Annotated in this window: 19 protein-coding genes; 13 read left to right on the top strand and 6 right to left on the bottom strand. The window is 50.9% G+C overall.

The features are described from left to right. The first annotated feature begins 56 nt into the window (after positions 1-56). From DRET_RS04690 to DRET_RS12910, 3 genes are all read left to right on the top strand, one after another. Positions 57-554 carry a chemotaxis protein CheW gene (locus tag DRET_RS04690; RefSeq protein WP_015751379.1) on the top strand — a complete coding sequence of 166 codons (498 nt, stop codon included), beginning with the start codon at positions 57-59 and terminating at the stop codon, positions 552-554. A 68-nt stretch (positions 555-622) separates the two neighbouring features. Beyond that, complete coding sequence (locus tag DRET_RS13630) at positions 623-1,108, top strand: hypothetical protein (RefSeq protein WP_015751378.1); 486 nt, start codon at positions 623-625, stop codon at positions 1,106-1,108. Between the two features lie 50 nt (positions 1,109-1,158). Next, positions 1,159-3,369 carry an MEDS domain-containing protein gene (locus tag DRET_RS12910; protein WP_015751377.1) on the top strand — a complete coding sequence of 737 codons (2,211 nt, stop codon included), beginning with the start codon at positions 1,159-1,161 and terminating at the stop codon, positions 3,367-3,369. Between the two features lie 995 nt (positions 3,370-4,364). On the opposite strand, the gene tnpC is transcribed toward DRET_RS12910, so the two are convergent. From tnpC to DRET_RS04655, 5 genes are all read right to left on the bottom strand, one after another. Then, positions 4,365-5,915 (bottom strand): IS66 family transposase, encoded by a 1,551-nt coding sequence (gene tnpC, locus DRET_RS04680; RefSeq protein WP_015751093.1) that lies wholly within the window; start codon positions 5,913-5,915, stop codon positions 4,365-4,367. 49 nt (positions 5,916-5,964) lie between these two features. Then, the gene (tnpB, locus tag DRET_RS04675; protein ID WP_015751094.1) at positions 5,965-6,318 is read right to left on the bottom strand and encodes an IS66 family insertion sequence element accessory protein TnpB; all 354 of its coding nucleotides are present in this window, start codon (positions 6,316-6,318) and stop codon (positions 5,965-5,967) included. Then, complete coding sequence (tnpA, locus tag DRET_RS04670) at positions 6,315-6,656, bottom strand: IS66 family insertion sequence element accessory protein TnpA (RefSeq protein WP_015751376.1); 342 nt, start codon at positions 6,654-6,656, stop codon at positions 6,315-6,317. The genes tnpB and tnpA overlap by 4 nt, the downstream gene beginning before the upstream one ends. A 753-nt stretch (positions 6,657-7,409) precedes the next feature. Further along, the gene (locus DRET_RS04660; RefSeq protein WP_015751374.1) at positions 7,410-7,613 is read right to left on the bottom strand and encodes a hypothetical protein; all 204 of its coding nucleotides are present in this window, start codon (positions 7,611-7,613) and stop codon (positions 7,410-7,412) included. A 31-nt stretch (positions 7,614-7,644) separates the two neighbouring features. Beyond that, on the bottom strand, positions 7,645-7,995 hold the full coding sequence (locus tag DRET_RS04655; RefSeq protein ID WP_015751373.1) for an HU family DNA-binding protein: 351 nt from the start codon (positions 7,993-7,995) through the stop codon (positions 7,645-7,647). A gap of 386 nt (positions 7,996-8,381) precedes the next feature. Between DRET_RS04655 and DRET_RS04650 the strand changes: the two genes are divergently transcribed. From DRET_RS04650 to DRET_RS04605, 10 genes are all read left to right on the top strand, one after another. Next, positions 8,382-9,254: a DMT family transporter gene (locus DRET_RS04650; protein ID WP_083777128.1), complete on the top strand. Its 873-nt coding sequence runs from the start codon at positions 8,382-8,384 to the stop codon at positions 9,252-9,254. 343 nt (positions 9,255-9,597) lie between these two features. Continuing rightward, positions 9,598-10,902 carry a PAS domain-containing protein gene (locus tag DRET_RS04645; RefSeq protein WP_015751371.1) on the top strand — a complete coding sequence of 435 codons (1,305 nt, stop codon included), beginning with the start codon at positions 9,598-9,600 and terminating at the stop codon, positions 10,900-10,902. Between the two features lie 334 nt (positions 10,903-11,236). Beyond that, entirely contained in the window at positions 11,237-12,001 is a 765-nt protein-coding gene (locus DRET_RS04640; RefSeq protein ID WP_015751370.1) for a FadR/GntR family transcriptional regulator, read from the top strand. Next, positions 11,998-12,252 carry a hypothetical protein gene (locus DRET_RS04635; RefSeq protein WP_015751369.1) on the top strand — a complete coding sequence of 85 codons (255 nt, stop codon included), beginning with the start codon at positions 11,998-12,000 and terminating at the stop codon, positions 12,250-12,252. Before DRET_RS04640 ends, DRET_RS04635 begins: the two co-directional genes overlap by 4 nt. A gap of 96 nt (positions 12,253-12,348) precedes the next feature. After that, positions 12,349-13,767, top strand: coding sequence for a hypothetical protein (locus DRET_RS04630; protein ID WP_015751368.1), 1,419 nt, complete (start codon positions 12,349-12,351; stop codon positions 13,765-13,767). Positions 13,768-13,787: 20 nt separating this feature from the next. Beyond that, positions 13,788-14,942, top strand: a complete 1,155-nt coding sequence (locus DRET_RS04625) for an MBL fold metallo-hydrolase (RefSeq protein ID WP_015751367.1) — start codon at positions 13,788-13,790, stop codon at positions 14,940-14,942. A gap of 229 nt (positions 14,943-15,171) precedes the next feature. Then, positions 15,172-17,016 carry a CobW family GTP-binding protein gene (locus tag DRET_RS04620; RefSeq protein WP_015751366.1) on the top strand — a complete coding sequence of 615 codons (1,845 nt, stop codon included), beginning with the start codon at positions 15,172-15,174 and terminating at the stop codon, positions 17,014-17,016. 94 nt (positions 17,017-17,110) lie between these two features. Further along, positions 17,111-17,713 (top strand): MotA/TolQ/ExbB proton channel family protein, encoded by a 603-nt coding sequence (locus DRET_RS04615; RefSeq protein WP_015751365.1) that lies wholly within the window; start codon positions 17,111-17,113, stop codon positions 17,711-17,713. After that, entirely contained in the window at positions 17,710-18,132 is a 423-nt protein-coding gene (locus DRET_RS04610) for an ExbD/TolR family protein (RefSeq protein ID WP_015751364.1), read from the top strand. Before DRET_RS04615 ends, DRET_RS04610 begins: the two co-directional genes overlap by 4 nt. A gap of 3 nt (positions 18,133-18,135) precedes the next feature. Then, a complete protein-coding gene (locus tag DRET_RS04605; protein WP_015751363.1) occupies positions 18,136-18,660 on the top strand; it encodes an energy transducer TonB family protein in 525 nt (174 codons plus the stop codon). A 25-nt stretch (positions 18,661-18,685) separates the two neighbouring features. Here the strand turns inward: DRET_RS04605 and DRET_RS04600 are convergent, their stop codons facing one another. Beyond that, a complete protein-coding gene (locus tag DRET_RS04600; protein WP_015751362.1) occupies positions 18,686-20,137 on the bottom strand; it encodes a flavocytochrome c in 1,452 nt (483 codons plus the stop codon). Positions 20,138-20,154 lie beyond the last annotated feature (17 nt).

Raw genomic sequence — 20,154 nt, 5'->3', positions numbered from 1 at the left:
TAGGCAGTCCCCTGACCGATTGAAGGAAAGGGGGCTGCCTTCCCAGCGGAGGCGCTATGCAAAAATCAGTCAATACAGATAAAACCGCTGCAACCGGATGTGCTGGAAAATATTTGACTTTTTTTCTAGCCGATGAAGTGTATGGAGTCCCTATCCTTAAAGTTCAAGAAATAATTGGCCTTAAGGAACTCACGAAGGTTCCGAAAGTTCCTCAATATATAAAAGGGGTTTTGAATCTAAGAGGGAAGGTCATCCCAGTTGTAGATCTTCGCTTAAAATTTGATATCGAGGAAAAAGAAGATACACGAAGTACGAGCATTATAATCTTTCAAGTTCAGAAAAATGGCTCAGATGTTATTGCTGGTGTAAAAGTTGATTCTGTTAATGAGGTTGTAGACATCAAAGAAAGTGATATAGAGCCAACCCCAGCTCTCGGAATGCAAGAAGCAGAAGAACTTGTCATAGGTATGGCTAAGATTCATAGCACTGTTCATATGTTGATTGATATGGATCGCATACTTAATACTGATGCAATTTTAAATATAGCCGAATAATACAAATCAGTGTCTGCGTGATTAACGAAAATCGCGCAGACACTGGTTGTATTTGGAAAAGGTAAATTATGAATTGTCCATGGTGCAAAGGACAAATAGAGGACAAGGAAATTCAAGATCCATCTAAATCTCATGGGATATGCTTTGATTGCGCGCAAAAATTGCTTTGGCGTAAAGCCCAAAAACTCAACGATTTTGTCAACAAATTTGACTCTCCAGTTATTTTGATCGAAGAATCGGGCCGAGTGGCTGGCGCCAACTCTTTGGCTCTTGAGATGCTTGGGAAGACTTCAGAAAGTATATTTTACCAAAATGGAGGAGATGTTTTTGAATGCAAATGGGCACAACTCCCTGAGGGGTGTGGAAATACGATTCATTGCAAGTCTTGCACGATACGCAATACCGTCATGCACACGCTGAGTACAGGTGAATCTTGTCACAATGTCTCAGCCTATCCTGATTTGCATTACTTAACAGGGACCGATAAGGTTGAATTTATCATTTCTACAATACTTGTTAACGACTTTGTTGTACTTCATATTGAAAATCCTTAGTTATTTTAAAATCTTACCGCCAACACCACTCAAAGCGTTGAGGGGGATTTATGCAAACGAGCTGGCTGGAAAAGATGCAAACCTACGCCACCCCTCATAACCACTTATGTTTGATTTACGATTCCCTGAACGCCTACAGGGAAGTCGCTTCTGAATTTATTGCAAATGGCCTAAACAACAACGAAAAGTGTATTATAGTTATAGATAGATATAATACTAAAATGCTTGAGCGGGATCTTGCGAAAAAAAATATAGATTTGATCCAGTATATGGATACTGGCCAGATATCTGTGCTGAATGTAGAGGATCATTATTGTGAAGATGACAGCTTTGATCCAGAAAAAACGATCCAAAACTGGATCACTGAAATCGAAAAAGCCTCGCAGGAGGGATATAGAGCCCTTCGTGCGTTAGGTGAGGCTACTTTTTCCTTAAAAAGTCAAGATGGACAGGGGGCTCTTATAAAGTATGAGAACTTACTCAATAAACATATTTTCTCCCACTATCCATTTGTATCATTGTGCGTATACGAAAAAGACAAGTTCTCAGCCAAAACTATTCGTGACGCCATTCGCGTACACCCGATTTTAATCCATAACACGAATTTTTTTGAGCAAAACATTTACTATGTCCCTCCGGAAACATTTGAAAAGAAGGACACGGACTTTTCAGAAGTCGAGAGAATGCTGCATAACACCTCAAAAAACAACTCAAACATTCAAAAATTGCGTGATAGTGAAAAAAAATACAGAACCCTTTTTGAAAACTCTATCGACGCAAAACTTATAGTCAAAAATTTCAGCATTGATGATTGCAACTTAACTACAATAAAAATGTTTGGCTTTAATGACAAATGTGAAATCATTGGTCGTTCTATATACGACCTCTTCCCCAATGAACAGCGTGAGAACATTTTTTCTCAAAAAATATTGGACAATTCTTTCATATTTGCTACCTCTCAGCCTGTAGAAAAGGAAAATTTTCTCTGTAAACGAAAAGACGGGAAAATTTTTGAAAGCTCTATGTGGATCAAGACATTATATGAATTTTCAAAAAATTATTTAGTTAGCATTCGTGACGTTTCAAAACAAAGAGAACTTGAGAAGCAACTTCATAACGCGCAACGCTTAGAATCAATTGGACGACTAGCAGGAGGCGTTGCACACGACTTCAACAATTTACTCAGCCCCATACTAGGCTATTCTGAACTATTGATGCGTGGAAAAATAAGTCAAGACAGATTTTACGAATGCATAGGCCATATTTACGAATCCGGCAAGCGAGGCAGAGAATTGACACGGCAACTTTTAGCATTTGGTCGTAAGCAAAATCTTGCGCTACATGGTCTTGATATTAACCAGATTATATATGACCTGCTCAAACTTCTCAGGAAAACAACCCGTGAAAATATTCAGATCGAAACAACATTAAATGCTTGCTCGGCTGGTTTTTTAGGCGACATCGGCCAAATAGAACAAGTCATCATGAATTTGACTATAAATGCCCAAGACGCCATGCCGAATGGCGGTAAACTGTCTATTGCAACCGATCATATCTATGCCGATGAAAATTTTGTCGAAAACCTTCCCAAGATGGCACCCGGCCACTATGTCAGGCTTGTCATCTCTGACACCGGGCATGGCATGGATGATCACACACAAGAACATATATTTGATCCTTTTTTCTCGACAAAGGGCAAAGAAAAAGGGTCAGGTCTTGGACTAGCCACTGTGTATGGTATAATCAAACAACATGGTGGATTTATTTTTGTTGAGAGCTCCCCACATAAGGGAACCTCTTTTTCTATCTATTTTCCTGAAAAAGATATTGAGCAAGAGGAAGAATCGAATATGTGCACCACAACGCAGCTTGTAAAATCTTTTAATAATGAAACCATTTTGCTTGTTGAAGACGATCAGCTTTTAAGGGAACTTGCAGTGGAGATGCTTGAAGAGCTTGGGTATAAAGTTTTCAAAGCTCAAAATGCGGATGAAGCGATAACCATTTTTGATGAACTAAATTCTATAGATTTACTTTTCACTGATATTGTCCTGCCCGATAGAAACGGTCGCCAAGTCTATGACGCTCTCATTCAAAAACAAAAAAATATTAAAGTCCTCTACATGTCAGGATATACTCAAGATGTTATTGACAGCCATGGAATTTTAGAAAAAGGAGTTCACTTTTTACAAAAGCCTTTCTCTATTTCCGAACTTTCTGTTCATGTTTATAATGTTATACATTCTGATAAATTCAATTGATACTTCATTTTTCATTCTTAGCTATTTTAATTTAAAATTGGATATCATGATTTTGAACGGGTCACCACTTTTGCTCACATATAAACTCAATAATCATGCTGCTTATCCGGCTGTTTGCAGTGACAGATGGAAATTGAATATCTCGCAAAGTGCTCTTTGGCATTATGTTTAGTCATATCTCCTGCCCTTCATCCTAAGTAGCCCGAGGCGCTCGGTCGGAATGGGGTAAACTGCAAGCTGGAGCATAGAAAATTTTAACATGTTTGATCAAATTCATGATCACCCCAACTCGCCCTTCGAACATAACTCGCCACCACCCTCCCTAATGAAAGCCTCAACAACAGGCCTTTTGGCTGTGTCGTACCACCGTCATAAAACAAGTTCGCCGGTTGCAAACTGGTTGCATCCGGCGAACTTGTCCAAAAGCCCCTCCCGTGGTTGAGCGATTTAATGGGCGGGGTCAACTATAAGCATTTATAATGTATGCGCAATTGCCTCTCACGCCGGCGACGGGGGTTCAAATTGCTTTGGGGACGACACATTCCCTTGATGGTTGCACTAAATTGGCATCACTCTTCTACAAACCACCAGAGATATGAACAAAGCCTTCGACAGCATGACTGCCGAAGGCTTTTTGATTGTCCGCCACCTTGTTTATTCACGAGCCAATCAGCACGAAATAATCGTTATCCTCAGTCCAGTCCAGGGCCACACCTGAGCAAGGGGCCAGTCCTCAATAATATATGACCGCCTCTGACACCAGGTTATCGTGGCGATACAACGCCCGACGCACGCCGAACCATTTCAAATACAGAAATTTTATCAGACCAAGGAACTTTTCAACAACCATTTAAAGATGACTTGACCGTTTATCCTGGTTCAAAAAAAGGTAAGCGTCCAATTAACCCCACATGGTAGAGGGGAGCAGGAAATGGTAAGGCCCGCTTGGTAGGTGCTACCAAGCGGGCCTGGTTGGGACGAAGTCGGTTGTTGGGCTAGCCTGCGGAAGGCGTTTGGATCAGGGCGGGATCGATGTGCTGGGGCAGGAGTGCTTGAACATCCTGCTCATCCTGAGCCCGGGGCAGGTGCTCAAAGAGATGGCACAGATAGGCATAGGGCTCCAGGCCGTTTAGCTTGGCGGTTTCCATCAAGGAGAAAAACAGGGCTCCGGCGTGGGCGCCATTGGGATGGCCGGCGAACAGCCAGTTCTTCCGGCCCAGGGCAAAGGGTCGGATGGCATTTTCAACAAGGTTGTTGTCCGGCCTGATCCTACCGTGTTCCACATAACGCACCACGCGGTCCCACTGGTTCAGGGCATACGCGATGGCCTTGCCCAACTGGCTTTTGGGAGGAGTGCTCAGCGATCCTTGGTCCAGGATTGATTTGATTTCATCCAGTATGGGGACAGCATATTGTTCCCGCTGCTCTTTGATCCGACCCGGTTCCAGTTTTTGCTGGGCCAGCGTCTGCTCCAGGTTGTAGAGTTGGGCGATGCGATCGAGGACCTCCTGGGCAACGCCGCCTTTGGCCTTTGCCCGTTTGGAGATCTTGATAACATCCATAAATTTGCGACGGACATGGGCCAGGCAGCCCACATGGGTGATCCCCGGCCGTTCGCCCAGGGCTTCGTAGGCGGCATACCCATCGGTTTGGATATATCCAGTAAAGTTCTGGAGGAAGTCCAGCGCCTTGCCGCTGCGGCTGGGATGGTATTGATACAACACGGTGGGGCGCTCAGCCGATCCGCCCAGAAAGACCCACATGTAGGATTTGGTGGTGTTGGCTTTGCCCGATTCGTTGAGTACTTGCACCGGGGTTTCGTCGATGCCCAGGAAGTGATCAGCCAGCAGATCTTTTTTAAACAAGCCGAGCAAGGGCTCACAGGCCCTGGCTGCAGACATGGCCCACGCCACCATGGTGGAGCGGGAGAGATCGACGCCCAGTCTGGCAAACTGTTTCTCCTGGCGATAAAACGGCAAGGCGTCCACAAACTTGGCCACCAGGATGTGCGCCAGCAAGCTGGGGGTGGCAATCCCCTGCGGGATCAGCTGGGCCGGCATGGGCGCGGTGACCACAGCTCCCTGCTGGCTTTCGACGCCCTCACAGCCCCGACAGGCGTATTTGCGGCGGATATGCTTGTGCACACAAAGGCGTGAGGGCACATAGTGCAGCTTTTCGCTGACTTCCTGGCCGATACAAGTCAGTGAGGTACCGCAAGCGCAGACCTTGTCTTCCTCAGAGATGTCGTGGACGATCTCCTCGCGAGGCAGATCAGGGGGAAGAGGCTTTCTGCCGCGTTTTTGGCGGGTATGCTCGGGAACGGTAACGCTGTGCTGTTCTTTGGATTCGGGCTCTGCCATCTCAAAACCAGGCAAAGGCAGGTGGTTTTCCAAAGATTGTGCATTCGAGCTTTTTTCAGACTTCGTGCCAAATATCGCTTTTTGCAGAAGGTCAATTTTCTCTTTTAAATACGATACGTGGTACTGATAGTCAGAAATGATTTTTTTCAGCTCTTGTGTGTCGTTGGGAAGGTCTTTCGTGTTCATGGCTGCGTATACATATATGCAAAGATGCACCAGATGACAAGGGTTGCAATTAGAATAATGTGTTGTAGTTGAGTCTGTTATGGCCTTTTGTTTTTGCCAGGTCTAGCCCGTCCAGAAGCCAGAGAAGTTCGCGTTTCCGAACCGCTAAGACCTCTTTTTCCGACTGAGGCCATTGGAAGATGTGTTTTTCGAGCTTTTTTTGCCATAAACAAAAGCCATTGAGATCCCAGTAAAGGATTTTAATCATGGTTTGTTTACGGTTGCAAAAGACAAAGAGATGGCCAGAAAAAGGATCGTGTTCCAGTTGGGCCTGGACCATTATGGAGAGACCGTTGATGGCCTTGCGCATGTCCGTGTAGCCAGTGACCAGATAGACATTGGCCTGGCTCTGCCCCAAGATCACGGCATCTGCTCCAGGGTCTGGATGAGCTTTTGCAAAACAGGCGGGTGGAAATCCCCTCCCACGGCGACGTGGAAGCGTTCACCAACGGTGATCGTCAGGCTGGAGCGGCTCGAGACGAGATCGCTGGCTTGAAACGGCAAGGCAACGGCGGTGCCCTCTTCTGGGGCAACTCGCTGGAGCCGCTGGCAACGGTAGTAGAACCTATGCTTGGTTAATTCATTTTGCCGGCAGTATTCGGCCTTGCTCAAGCCGCTTTCCTGCCACTTGCGAATGTGCTCCAGCCAGTACTCGGCCGTGCTGGATACGTTTTGCTTATCGCCCTGGGAATGGTCGTCCATAAAGGCCTCCTTGGTTTGAAGGAGACCTTTACCATATGGGGAAAATAGCGAAAGATGGGTTTAATTGGACGCTTACGCCGGCGACGGGGGTTCAAATTGCTTTGGGGACGACACATTCCCTTGATGGTTGCACTAAATTGGCATCACTCTTCTACAAACCACCAGAGATATGAACAAAGCCTTCGACAGCATGACTGCCGAAGGCTTTTTGATTGTCCGCCACCTTGTTTATTCACGAGCCAATCAGCACGAAATAATCGTTATCCTCAGTCCAGTCCAGGGCCACACCTGAGCAAGGGGCCAGTCCTCAATAATATATGACCGCCTCTGACACCAGGTTATCGTGGCGATACAACGCCCGACGCACGCCGAACCATTTCAAATACAGAAATTTTATCAGACCAAGGAACTTTTCAACAACCATTTAAAGATGACTTGACCGTTTATCCTGGTTCAAAAAAAGTGTTTCCGATCCAAACAAGTGATCGCATGAGAGAGGGCCCGGGCATGCGAAAACGCACAAAGCCGTATTTGAGATACATTCGCTGCCCACCGACTTCGCTCAGATCTTGCATCATATTTAAGAGATGCAGGCGATCAAGCAACGCAAGCTGTCGAAAAATGTAGCCTATGGACATCCTCCGAAAATGGATTTCCATTTTTCCCCCGCGCGCTTGGATTTCGATCTGCTTCTCTTCTGAGTCAAGAGTCAGATGAGCTTCGATGTCACTATGCCGGTCCATCGCATCAGCCCTAGGTCGCTTCCCGAGTTCTGATTTTTACAGTTCCATTGAGTTTCCATTTGACGTGCTCAGATTCTCCAGAAGCAACAACTGGAACAAAAATTTCGAGATCATTAAATTCATAACTGATTTCCGCATGTCGGCCGGTCAATTTGTCGTACAAACTGATCGCCAAATCTGACCATGTCGTCGGCTGAGATTTTTCTTCTGCCATTTCAAACTCCTTACGAATATGTTTATCTGCTTCACTCCCCAACAATCGCATTTAACGCTTGATCTGGTTCAAAAGTAACAACATTTTTCCCGTCTTGCTTTTCCACTCGGAATTTCCCAAGACCATGAAGATCGACATTGTCTCTGTTTTTGAGGCCCATGGCGATCACTGCCTTGACAGCATCGAACGCCATATAGGCATCTTCAACATTTTTAAAAATGTCTGGCATAGCAGTGGTCAAATTATTAATGATATTCTTTGTATAGCCAGTAATTGGCTCGTAGAGCACACGCTCCCTGACAGCAGCCACATCTGGTGCTACAACTTCGCACTCATCCGTTGTACATGCCATACATACACCTGGATAGTCTTGATTCGCCATGACATAACCTCCTTTTATGTCAGCAAAATAAAGAAAAATATCTCCAGCCTGTTTAAGGCTACCAAGGCAAAGTCAAAAAATCAATGGGTTGGTTGCCATAAACGGGATCGAATCTGAAAAGCAACAAAGGACAAAACACATTTCATTTTGCCTCAAAGAGGCACGTACAAGAAGCAGTAGTACCTCAATACTCTTAAATATCGATCGTTTTGGGAGGTGGTTGCACTCGCCAAGCTCATACACGCCACTAGCTGACGTGAATTGGGGAACGGCTCGTAATCTTGCCCCCAACCGGGTTTTTCTCTATATCCTTCGCTTCTGTCTCGTCAGAAAAACCCGGGTTACACCAATGGCCCAAGCGCGTAGAGCAAAGGAAAACCATACATATGAGTTCGACGTTAATCAGTCTTCTGTCTGGATTGGGAGGAATGTTCGGGTGGGGGATCTATGATTTTTTCGCCGGCGTGTACTCGAAGACAATAGGGCCATATAAAACGTTCTTCTGGTCCCAGTTGGCTGGGCTTTCGTTTATTCTGCTGGTCTTTTTTCTGCTTGGCAATCCCTTCCCGGCAACGTTGGGCGCGCTAGCCCTGCTCCCGATTGCAGCCATCTTCTATTCCCTGGGCTATATCTTTTTCATGAAAGGCTTTGAAATCGGGAATATCTCGATAGTTGCCGCGATCATGAATCTCTGGGCGGTCTTCACCATGCTCACCGCCTTTCTTTTCATGGGCCAGCGTTTGACCCCTCTGCAATCCCTCGGCGTGACGATGATCATTTGCGGGGCCATTTTCGCTTCACTCAATTGGCACGGGATAGACACAGGGAAACGCTTCCAACTCTCGGCAGGGGTCAAGGAAACGATTCTGGGCGCGTTTTTTTTCGGGACCTTCTGGAATATCAGTGAAATCATTTCCGAACAACTCGGCTGGCTTCCCACGACACTTTTCGTGAAAATCGGGATTATCCTGTTTTTGCTCCTTTTGTCCTATCGCTCCGGGCAAAAACTCGGCCTGCTGACCGTCGACACCAGGACCAAGTCTATGATCCTGTTGATCGGCTTCATTGAGGCTGGCGCGGTCGCTCTTGTCAATTATGGACTGACCGTCGGCGACGCGATCCTTATCACCCCGATCGCCTCTGCTTTGTCGGTCGTTACCATAGCCTTGGCCGTTGTCCTGCTCAAAGAAAAAGTCTCCACACTTCAGGGCGTTGGCATCCTGACCGCGGTGTCAGGCATCATCATAACCGGCGTATGACTGGCCCGTACCCCCTCAGGACGGGGTCCCTCTTGTGTCACCTCTCCAATTGACCAAATTGCCCTGCCGTATCACGAAAATGCCCTCGCACCCCTCAGATACAGGCCTATTTGCGTATTGATGGTCGGACTGAATGGCGATACACTTCTTCGGCGGCGTTTCTGCGCCTGCGTGTGTGGCAATGCCTTTGGCAGGGCCTGACAACGGGAAACACCCGTTGCCGAGCACCCCCAATTGCCACCATCACCGAAGTGCCATCATTGGACCCCACCCCGGCGTGATACGCATTGATTCAAAACACGCATTTGCCCCGACGACCTCTGACCCACTGCATGAGCTGAAAATGACGACAGATGAAAAAGAAAAATACCTCGGACTGGCCACTGCCGATATGTCCATTGACGACCTTTTGAGCTTTGTCAACGATTTTCCGGCACTGTTGTGGCGTATTGAAATCGCAAAATCTCGCATCGAGTTTCTCAACAACAACTATATTGTTGCTCAGGGCCTGGATGGGAAACTCCTGCTCAAAAATATCCAGTACCAGCAAAAGATGCTCCTCACTGAAGATGCCTATCTTCTGGATACATTTATGAACGCTGTTCGAGAAGGCCGAACGGCCGCCACTGTATTCCGTGTCCAAACCGAATACAACGAGATCGTCTGGCTCAAACTGACAGGAGCAGCCAATTCTTGGGACTCCCGGTATTATTACGGGTTTCTTCTCAATATCACGGACACGGTCGAAGTCATAAAAAACATCGTGGGCAAGGACATCAACCTCCAACTCCTGGTCGATGATACAGACAACCCGGCCCTTATCATTGACTACGACTCCCGGAATGTCATCTGTTGTAACTCCGCCGCCCGGGAACTTTTCGGCAAATGGCAAAGAGACCTCGCGGAATTGAAGCTGGAGGATCTCTATCGTGCGTCCATGAATGTGACCATGCGTGAGATCCTGGAAAAGGTGCTTTTAACCAGGAAGTGGAAGGGAAAACTCGATTTCTACCACAACGACAAGCGCGGGGTCTTCAGTGCGGAGACCACAATCCGTTACCTTTTACATAAGACTCGAAAATTGCTGCGCATATCCTTTTCTAATCCGCAAATCAAACACAAGCCGGTCCGTGAGGTGAAGCGAAAATCCGACGCCGCCGTGCGGAAACATTTGGAAGAACATGTCGAGAAAACGCCGACGGACATTTCGCGCATCATGAAGGCGGCCCTCTCCAGTCCGATTATCGACAAAAATTACGACGGCATCTTGTTTTCCGACATACATGTCCGAAAAAATAAGGTTTTTGTCTACTGGGCCGGCCATCCTTTCGAGGGTATGGAGCAAGGCGCGCCGTTTCCCTACAAAGGGAGTATCGCTGAGGACATCAACCGCTTCAATTTGACCCACCTCTCCCTGACCGACACCCAGGAAAGCATCAAGCCGATCGACTGGGTCCTGTTTGTCCCGCAAGGCATCCGCTCGTATTTCGCCCGACCGTTTTACAGCCGCAAGGTATTGCGCACCGTTTTCATCCTTTGCTCGAAATCTCCGGAAACATTCACTGGATACGCCGCCGAGGATTTCGACAGCTTGTTTGAGCCACTTGACGAAACCATCCGCGCCTGGCGCAGGAGCGCCAAAAAATAACCTCCTGACTCCGTGACGATCCCTGCATAACGCAATTGCAGGATTGTGCTGCGACCGAAATCCCTCCCAGTTTCCGCCTCGACCAGTCCAGGCCCTGCCTCGCCCTACCGGCACATGCGCAACGCGCGCGCCGGTATCTTTTTCAAGGCTGAGGGCACGATGTACCACGGTTCACGAACCCGGTATCCAGCCACCCCGACCGATCACCCCCTGGCTTGCACCACAAAATTGGTCTATCCAAAATTGAAATTGGCACCTTTAATTGCCCTAATTGGTACTATTTTGCCCCTTTTAATATTTTTTTCTTGCTTCAATATTTAAAAAGGACGTATTGGTGAACCAGTTTAAGGAATTCAAAAAACGAACAGTCATGGAAAATCGGACAGACCTGCTCAACCAGTTGGGCACCATAGTTCTCGACCTCGGTCTGGAACCCGGCGACCGGCTGCCGGCCGAACGCCGCCTCTGCCAGCTCATGCATATAAGCAGGACCACGCTGCGCAATTTCCTGCGCATGCTTGAAGGGCGAGGGTTGGTGCAGACAAAGCGAGGAAGCGGGACCTATCTCCGGGCCAGAATCATCGGGACGTCTAACGGCGAACTGGACATCAATCCCGATTTTCTCCCGCCCATAGCCAATCAGCTGGAGGCAGCCTATCTGTTTCTGCCCCTGATCATGGAACGGGCGCTGTACCAGATAACCGAGCGGCAGATTCAAAACGTACAAGAAAGCAATATTGCCTTGGGCCAAAGCATCTATTCTGAAGACGTTAAAAGCATCATCTCAGAAATATTCAACTTCTTTCGAATCATCTCCCTGGCTACCAATAACGATTTTCTCATCAAGACGACCGAAAAGATCTGCTTTATCGATCCGCAGCCATTTGAAAATATATTCAAGGTAGACCGCGAAATTCGGGAACAGATCTTCGCCGGACACGTCGATATTCTTCAGGCGCTCCGGGAAACCAATGTCCTTGAGATACGCAAAATAACAGAAAACTATGTCCTGACCTGGTGCAAGATACTCAAAAAACACGCGGGCATTTCCATGCCCGCGTTCCTGGCCGGAATCATAGAAAAAAGGGGGGAGCAATGAGGTCAAACACCCTCAGCCGCCGGGACTTTCTGACCGGAGGGATCAATCAGGTCAAAAGCAGGCTGTGCTGTCGTGACGAGGAGACGAGTGACGGGGTCCAACAAGCCGCTGCCGGTACTGAAGTCCCACCAGACATAACGTCTGATCTGCCCCCGGAACTCCTGGCTTTTGAGGCCGAACGACTCGGGCTGGATCCCGATGACAGGGAAGGAGTGCTCAAGGCCGTGCAGGAATGCATGGCCAGCAAATAAGGTCTGTTTTGGAAACGGGGCGAAGCGCAATGTGTGGCAGCAGGACGCTTCGCCCCCTCCCCTCTCCCGCAACCCCTCTACCTAACAGGAGGTTTTATGGAAAGGTTCGGTGAAAATTATCTAGAGGAAAGAAAGCTTGTCAAGCGCTGGCCGGGGCCGGTTCCTGCCCTTGTCAGCCTCGCGCTCACCTTGGCGGTTTTTTACCTCACCTGGTGGATTTTTCAGGACCCTCGAGGCGTCATGCGCATGTACACCCCGTATGTGGGCTACATGTACTGCCGGTGGTGGCTGATCATGATGATCTGGATGGTCTACATCATGGGGTACTGGCCGTTTAAGCGGAGCTGGCTCGAAAACGCCCATCCTCTCAAGAAAGGCATCGTGCTGACCGGTGTTTCCGTGCTCATCATGATGGTGCTCATCAAAGGGTTTTTCACCGGCATTCTCGGCAATTTCGGGCTGGCCTATTTCAATCCCGAGCAGCTTGTGAAGCTTGAAGGGGTCACCGAGTTCTTCGCCGTGGAATACGCCTCCCTGGCCATCCTCATGTTTGCGGCCATTGCCTCCTGGCTCTCCCCTGCCTGGGTCGTGGCCATGGAAAACGCGCCCTGGCAGGATATGAAACAGCCAGCCAGAGGATTTTCCATCATCATTCTGACCTTCTTTTTATCGACCATCGTCTATTTCGTGACCATGCATTCGCACATGGCTATCCTCTATCACCCCTGGCAGGAATTCACAGCCATCACCCCTCCCTATTGGCAGGATTTTGCCAACACCGTCTCCGGAAACTTCCATGTGGCCTGGATCATGTGCTGCACGGTCGTGGTCTGGCTCGTGGAAACCATTTGGGAACGGTATCCGTTCAACTTGATCAAAAATGCCTGGGCCCGCCGGCTGGCGACCTTTTTCGGCATCATCCTCATCGCCCTGGCCATGCACTTCTTCCTCTACTTCGCCCAGGAACTCACATGGGGTGAAGCGGTTCGCGGAACCCGCCGGGCTTTTGCTCCGGATTGGCGCTGGCTCCACGTCGGCGAATTGGCGATCTTCTTTTTGGTGCCCGCCCTGTTTTTGACTTTTTATTGCAACAACTGGCCCAAAAAATTCAGCATGCCCGTCAATGTCCTGGTCCGGACCGGCATCACGCTGATTGCTGCCGCCGTGTTGTACTACATTTATTACCGGACTTCACACCTGTTCCTGGGAACCCAAAAAGGGTTTTCTCACCCCCAGCAGTTTCCGATGATTCCCACTATCTGGCTCATCAATATCTGGCTCGCGCACCACTGGTTTATGGATAATTGGCCGGGCTGGAAGATGGTTCCGAAAACTGCAGAAGAAATCGAGGCCGATGAAGAAGCGTATCGGGCCAAGGTTGAAGAGGTTCGCTTCACACCCAAATTCGGCGTGGGGCTCGGAACCGGTGTAGCTTTCGGCGTATTGTTCTACTTTGTCACGGTATGGGTGTTGCCGCTGGTTTATGATGCGGTCAACATTATACCTGGAAAATAATACATACGGGAGATGACTCTATGTCTGATATAAAAAGAAGAGACTTTCTCAAGGGAGCGTCCACTGGGGTCGGTGTCGGATTGCTTGGCGCCATGGGATTGTATTCCTACTCACCCCTGCGCGAAACACACTTCGCCAATGTGGACCGTAAAATGCAAGACATCGGTGTGTGCAAAAGCGTCAAGGTCACCAATATTACCGAAACCAGCTGGTTCGATAACGGCACCCTGGTCGGCGACATCAAGGGCGCCGGAGGGCTTCTTGTAGACCAGTACAAATACAACTGGCCCCCATTTGGAAATGGCAAGGGCCTTGGAAAAGGATCCTACGAGGAAGGCATCGCCAAGATAAAGCACCTCCTTCCGGAACGGGTCGACGAAGCCTGGGAAATCACCAAAGATCTCTCAGTCAACCCGGATAACGCCGGGGGCTACGCGTGTCTATTGGAAGTCGAAGAAATGGACGGCACCATGCGCAAGTTCCTTTTGGACAGCGGGTGGTCCTATGCCTGGACGCACGAATGCTTCAAGCGCGAGGGCATAGACAAGATGCTGGCCAATAAGGAGATCGAAGCCTTGTTCATTTCCCATGAACACTTCGACCACTATTGGGGGTTGCCGGTCACGCTCAAGTATGACCCTGAAATCACCATCTACATCCCTGAAGGATTCTATCCCGAAGGGAAACAATACCTGAAGGATGCCGGGCACAAAGGAAAGCTGGTCGAGGTCAAAAACGGACTCAAGCCCCATATTCCCGGCATGGCCAGTTATGTCTTTCCGGTGCCGATCATTTGCCGCGTCTATGGGGAGCAGTCCCTGTACTTCAACGTCAAGGATAAAGGGCTCATCTCTGTCACCGGATGCTGCCACCAGGGGATCATCCGCTTTGCCAAGACCGCCTACGAGGAAATCAAATACGAAAACGACCAGCTGTATGGTATCTACGGGGGGCTCCATATTTCACCCTTCAACGATTGGGACCCGAAATACGACGACCTGGTCATTTCCCTTGGGAAGTACGGCTTTCAAAAAATCGGCTGCAACCATTGCACCGGAGTTCTCTGCGCCAAAAAATTCATCAGCGCAGGCTATCCGGTCATTGAGGGCACTGCGCGGTTCCGATCCCAGGACAAGGCGTACCTCGGCAACGGCGACCAGATACAATTCGGATAAAACGCCCACACTCTCTCCTCGGGGGCACGGGAATCCGTGCCCCCGAGGCAATGCCAACCTGAATCCGGAAAAACCTTTCCGACCCGATGTCGGGATTGTGCCCTTGGCCTGAGAAGCCTCCCAGCGCCCCAGGGCGGTAGCGTCTTTTACCCGCTCTTTGCCAAGCTCTTCGCACAATCCCGGAACCGGGTCACAGATCCAGGTTGCAATACAAGGACACACGCCTGCCATGCCAAAAAACCTGCAAAATCTCCTTCCTCCTTGCGCTCTGCAAGAAGACGGTCCCGCAGCTGTTGAACTCATGCGGGCAGTCATGATCCGCTCCAATTTCGTCCCCAACGCACGGCACAAATTGGGGTGGCGCGGAGTGCAGGAAATCGTTGACGGCAGAATAGAAACGCTGTCCTTCACTTCCAAAATCCAGAGCATGCCCGGGGTCTATGGCCTGCGACTCCTTGAGAGCACGCCTCGCCGGGCCGGGTTCGAACTCTGTTATTTTCCGTCCCCTGAAGACCCGCTGATTGAAAACGTCTGCGTCCAGGCCGGCATAGCCGCGCTTGATCAGAAATTTCCAGACCGGGTGCGTGAATTCTCCGCATATCCTGATCTGTGCACACTTTTTCAGATCGGCCGGATCCACATTGATCTCGATATCGAGGCCAACACTCAATATCTGAGCCTGGAAGCACTGGACACCAATATCATACTCTCCGAAGACGGACTTTGGATTGACACCCCTGAAGGACCAATCCAGGCCGTGCCCCCTGGAGAACGAGATCAATCCTTTCCCGCTTATGAAACCGCATTGCGGTTTTTCCGGGTCCTCGCTTCATCGTTGTGCTATACCCAGGAAATGGATGTCGATCTCCTTTTGGAACAAAACGCCGCGGGCCATGTCCTTGTCTACCGTGACGAAGGTAAACTGACAAAAACACCAAGTTCTGCCTGCAAACGGAAAACCCTGACCCTGGGACTCAACAGCAAGGGAGCACCTCCCCCTGGCCATGCCGACAACGGGTCCATCCAGACACTTTGGAGGCTTGCGGAAAAAATCCCGCCGCAGTTCAGCGAAGAGCCGTGGTGGGCACTCGCCTCCCCGGGAAACGCCAACAGCCGACTCAAACGCCAAATCGATGCGAGCCTACCCAAACTCATTGTCCTCACCGGCTTTCTTGGAGCGGGCAAGACGACCTTTTTGGACCGGTTCATCGAGACCCAGACCGGGGAGAATTCTTTTGTGGCGGTGATCCAAAATGAAATCGGGGAGAAAGGACTGGACGGCAAACTCTTACATCAAAACTACGCGGTCACGGAAATCGATGAAGGGTGCGTCTGCTGCACGCTGGCGGGAAATTTGCGGGCTGCTGCAGAAGAAATCATGCGCGAGCACGACCCCGATTGTATCGTTCTGGAAACAACCGGACTGGCCAACCCCGCAAACATCCTCCAGGAAATCAACGAACTGGAAGATATACTGGAATTCGGTTCGATCACTTGTGTGGTCGACGCTGTTGGCGGAGTACAGGCCTTGGAAAAATTTGAAATCGCCCGGAGCCAGGTCCGTCTGGCCGATGTCGTCCTTCTGAATAAAAGCGATCTGGTCGCCGCCCCCATCCTGGGCGAACTCGAAGACACCATCCACAGCCTGAACAGCATGGCTGTCACCCACAGGACGACGCACGGCAATATTCACCCCGGTCTCTTGTACGGAGTGAATATGCACACCCAGGCGACCAGGGCCAAGAACATCGGTACCCAGGCCCACTGCCAGGCAAACCACCTCCACGATCATGTGGAAAACACCCTGCTGCACCCCGCTGGCCCGCTGAAAACAGACGAGTTGATCCGCGGGATAGAAAAGCGTCAGGACCGGATTTTGCGGGTCAAAGGGGTTGTCGAACTTGAAGAGGAACTCGGCCCGGTTATTTTCCAATATTCTCCGGGCACCTACTCCATAGAGACCGCGCCTCAGGAACTCAAGGACGAAAGGTACCTCGTGGTGATTGGCAAGCACACTGCGGGCATGGAATTGGAGAGCTTGCTCAGCAGGGGCTGCAACCCGGCATTTGCATAACTCCCATTAGCGTATTGCCCCTTGCGAAAGTTCTTTTCATTGGACCGCGGAAGGGGATTGTTTCCGGCACTACAGCAAAAGACGAGCGTGCTCCATGATGCTTCTGGACAAGGGCGGGATCATGATCTGGCCCATATTGGGATTTTCCATACTCATCCTGGCGGTTATCCTGGACCGTTTGCTGGCCCTGGCCAGCTTCAGAATGCTCGCCCCGGCAATGGTGTCGCAAGTCAAGGAATTGATCCGCGAGGGCAGGGAGGATGAAGCAAAGGCCCTGCTCGAGGAGGAAGGACCGGGGTCGGCCAGGATGTTTCTCGCTATTGTCTCGGTCGAGGGCAGGAAAAGACGGGAACAAGCCGCCTCACGCACCGGGGAAGCCCTTTTGTTCCATCTCGGCCGGAGGCTGCCGGTTTTGTCTGCTGGTGCGGCCGCAGCCCCGCTCATGGGACTGTTGGGAACAGTGCTGGGGATGATCAACGTCTTCTCCAGGGTCTCAAGTGCTCCCGGAGGGGTTGATATCGCCTTGTTGGCCGACGGTATCTGGCAGGCGTTGCTGACCACAGCAGCGGGTCTTGGCGTGGCCATCCCGTCTCTTCTGGCCTACCATTTCCTGATCCGCCTCCAGGACAAGATCGGGTTCAGGATGGCCCATGAAGGCCAGAATTTTGTGGACGAGTTGGAGGACATGGGACGGTGATCGCGTTTTCCCGCTACCGCACCGAGCGCAGGGTGGAGGTGAACATGACGCCTCTTGTGGATGTCATTTTCATCCTCCTGATATTTTTCGTCCTTTCGTCCATCTTTATCACCAAGGGCATGGAGGTGGATCTTCCCAAGGCTCAAAGCGGGGCCTCTATTTCAGGCAAACCTCTGGAACTGGTGGTCCAGGCGGACAACACGGTCTTTCTGGATGGAACCCAAATCTTTTCCGGCATGCTTCTGGAGTCACTCAGCCGCGCGTATACGGATCACGGAGGCCAGCGCAAAGTGCTGCTCAAGGTCGAAGGCGATGTCACAGTCTCCCGCTTTGTCGAGGTGATCGACACAGTCCGCAGAGTGGGATTTTCCAATCTGGTCATCGGCACCAGTTCTTGCGGTGCCCGGGAGTCGGATTGACCCATGGACGAACGCCACTGCTGGGTTGCCCTTCTTCTGCTGTCCTGTGTCCTGCATGGCCTTGTTTTGGATCTTGATCTCTTCAGAATACCCAGCGTCGCTCAAAAAGGCGATCCCGTATCCCTGGAAACTGTGCCCCCACACCAGCAGACCTCGGATGCGCTCGCACTGACTGCGGAGATGCCCGCCACCGAGGCAGACAAGCCGCACCAATCAGCCGCAGACAAACGCCGCAGTCTCCTTGCCCAGTATGTGCACAAGGTCCGTCAGCGAATTGAAAGACACAAATTCCCTCCCACAGCCGGCAATTGTTCCGATTTGATCGGTAAGGCCAAATATGCCTTCACTATCACAGGTGAAGGATGCTTCACGAACGTGCATCTGATCCATTCCTCTGGGGTAGCCCGGTTGGACAAGACCGCCCTTCTCGCTATCCGCAGGGCCTCGGGTGAGGTCAAACGCCCCCCTGTCACCGGCTCACGCCCGCTCTTCCTGCAAGTCACCGTCAAATACCAACACGGGCTCTGATGCCGGGTGTACCGGCCCAACGGGCTCAAATGATACGAGCGTTTCCGTCCGCTTCGCTCCTTCTGCTCACCTCGCCAGCAGCATTTTTGCCGGCGATGCGGCCGAAGACGATGCATTCCGTCAGGGCGCATCCTCCCAGCCGGCTCTCGCCGTGCACCCCGCCACAGCTCTCCCCCGCGGCAAATAACCTGGGGATGACCTGTCCACGGGTATCCAGCGCTCGGGCGTGTTCGTCGATCCCGATGCCCCCCATGGTATGGTGCACCTTGGGCCACAGCCTGAGTGTATAATACGGCGGGGTGCTCAGAGACACGGCTCCTGCGCCCAAATCCTTTGCAAATGCATCCTCGACACCGCGACTGAGCGCGTCGTGGTAGGCATCTACTGTGGCGCGGAAGGTTTCTTTGGGCATATTATAGGCCGCCGCGATCTCACCCAGGCTGTCAAAGGACTGGATTTTCCCGGTTTGTAGGCCGTGACGCAGGCTGTCCGTATCCAATTGTGCTCCTTGGTCATCAACAATGCCGAGAGCAGGGTGCCCCAATGCCAGGATAGCGTCGGTGCGTACCTTCCGATCCCCCCACTCATTGACGAACCGTTGGCCGGTTTCCGGGTCCACCAGAATACCCGCTGGGAAAACGCTATACGAAGCGAAGCGCGCTGCCGTGCCATAGCCTTTCTCGTCCGGGCAGCCCCAAGGGCCAAGCTGAATATGGGCCAGTTGCACGGGCATGGCCCCAATGCCAAGGGCGGCCCGGAGACCGTCTGCTGTGGCGCCTTTATGATTGGTACTGGCTATGTCCTCGACCAATTGCGGGTCCTGCATGGTGCGAAAAACGATGTCATTGCCAAATCCCCCGGTGGCCAGGACCACACCTTTGTTAGCACGAATCTGTTTGGACGTCCCGGAGCCCTCGCGGGTGCGGGAATTCCCCTCTCGAACCCGCACGCCGCAAAGGGTTCGATCCCCGTCGACAAGAAAGGATTCCAACAGACAATTGTACCGGATTTCTCCGCCCAATCCCTCGAAGGTGGCCACCATGGCCCGGATGCAGTCCAACCCGCTGTGACAGGCAAAAGTCACGCCCCGGGCCGCACTGTGGCCGCCAAAACGATCCACACGGTTCAAATAGGGCACACCGAGGAAATCCCGCGTCCAATCCACCGCTGCTGCCGCCTGTTCGGCAAGGACGCGCACCAGCCGAGGATGATTGCGGCTCCGTCCGGCCCGCAATATGTCCTCGTAGAAGAGCTGGGGCGAATCCTCGACCTTGTGTTCGCGCTGCAAAAAGTTGCCGGGAGCGCAGAGCGCGCCATCACTGATGCGGGAATTGCCCCCAGGGATCGGCATTTTCTCAAGGACCATCACCTTGGCGCCAGCCTGCCGGGCTTCGATAGCCGCCGACAAACCGGCAAAGCCGCTGCCGACAACAATCACATCCGTCGCCGCATCCCACTCTTGATTTGGGCACTCCATTTTTCCTCCTCTTGGAC

This window comes from Desulfohalobium retbaense DSM 5692 (assembly GCF_000024325.1).
GTDB lineage: Bacteria > Desulfobacterota > Desulfovibrionia > Desulfovibrionales > Desulfohalobiaceae > Desulfohalobium > Desulfohalobium retbaense.
Note: the sequence above shows the minus strand (reverse complement) of the source record. Positions and strands in the feature narration are given on the sequence as shown.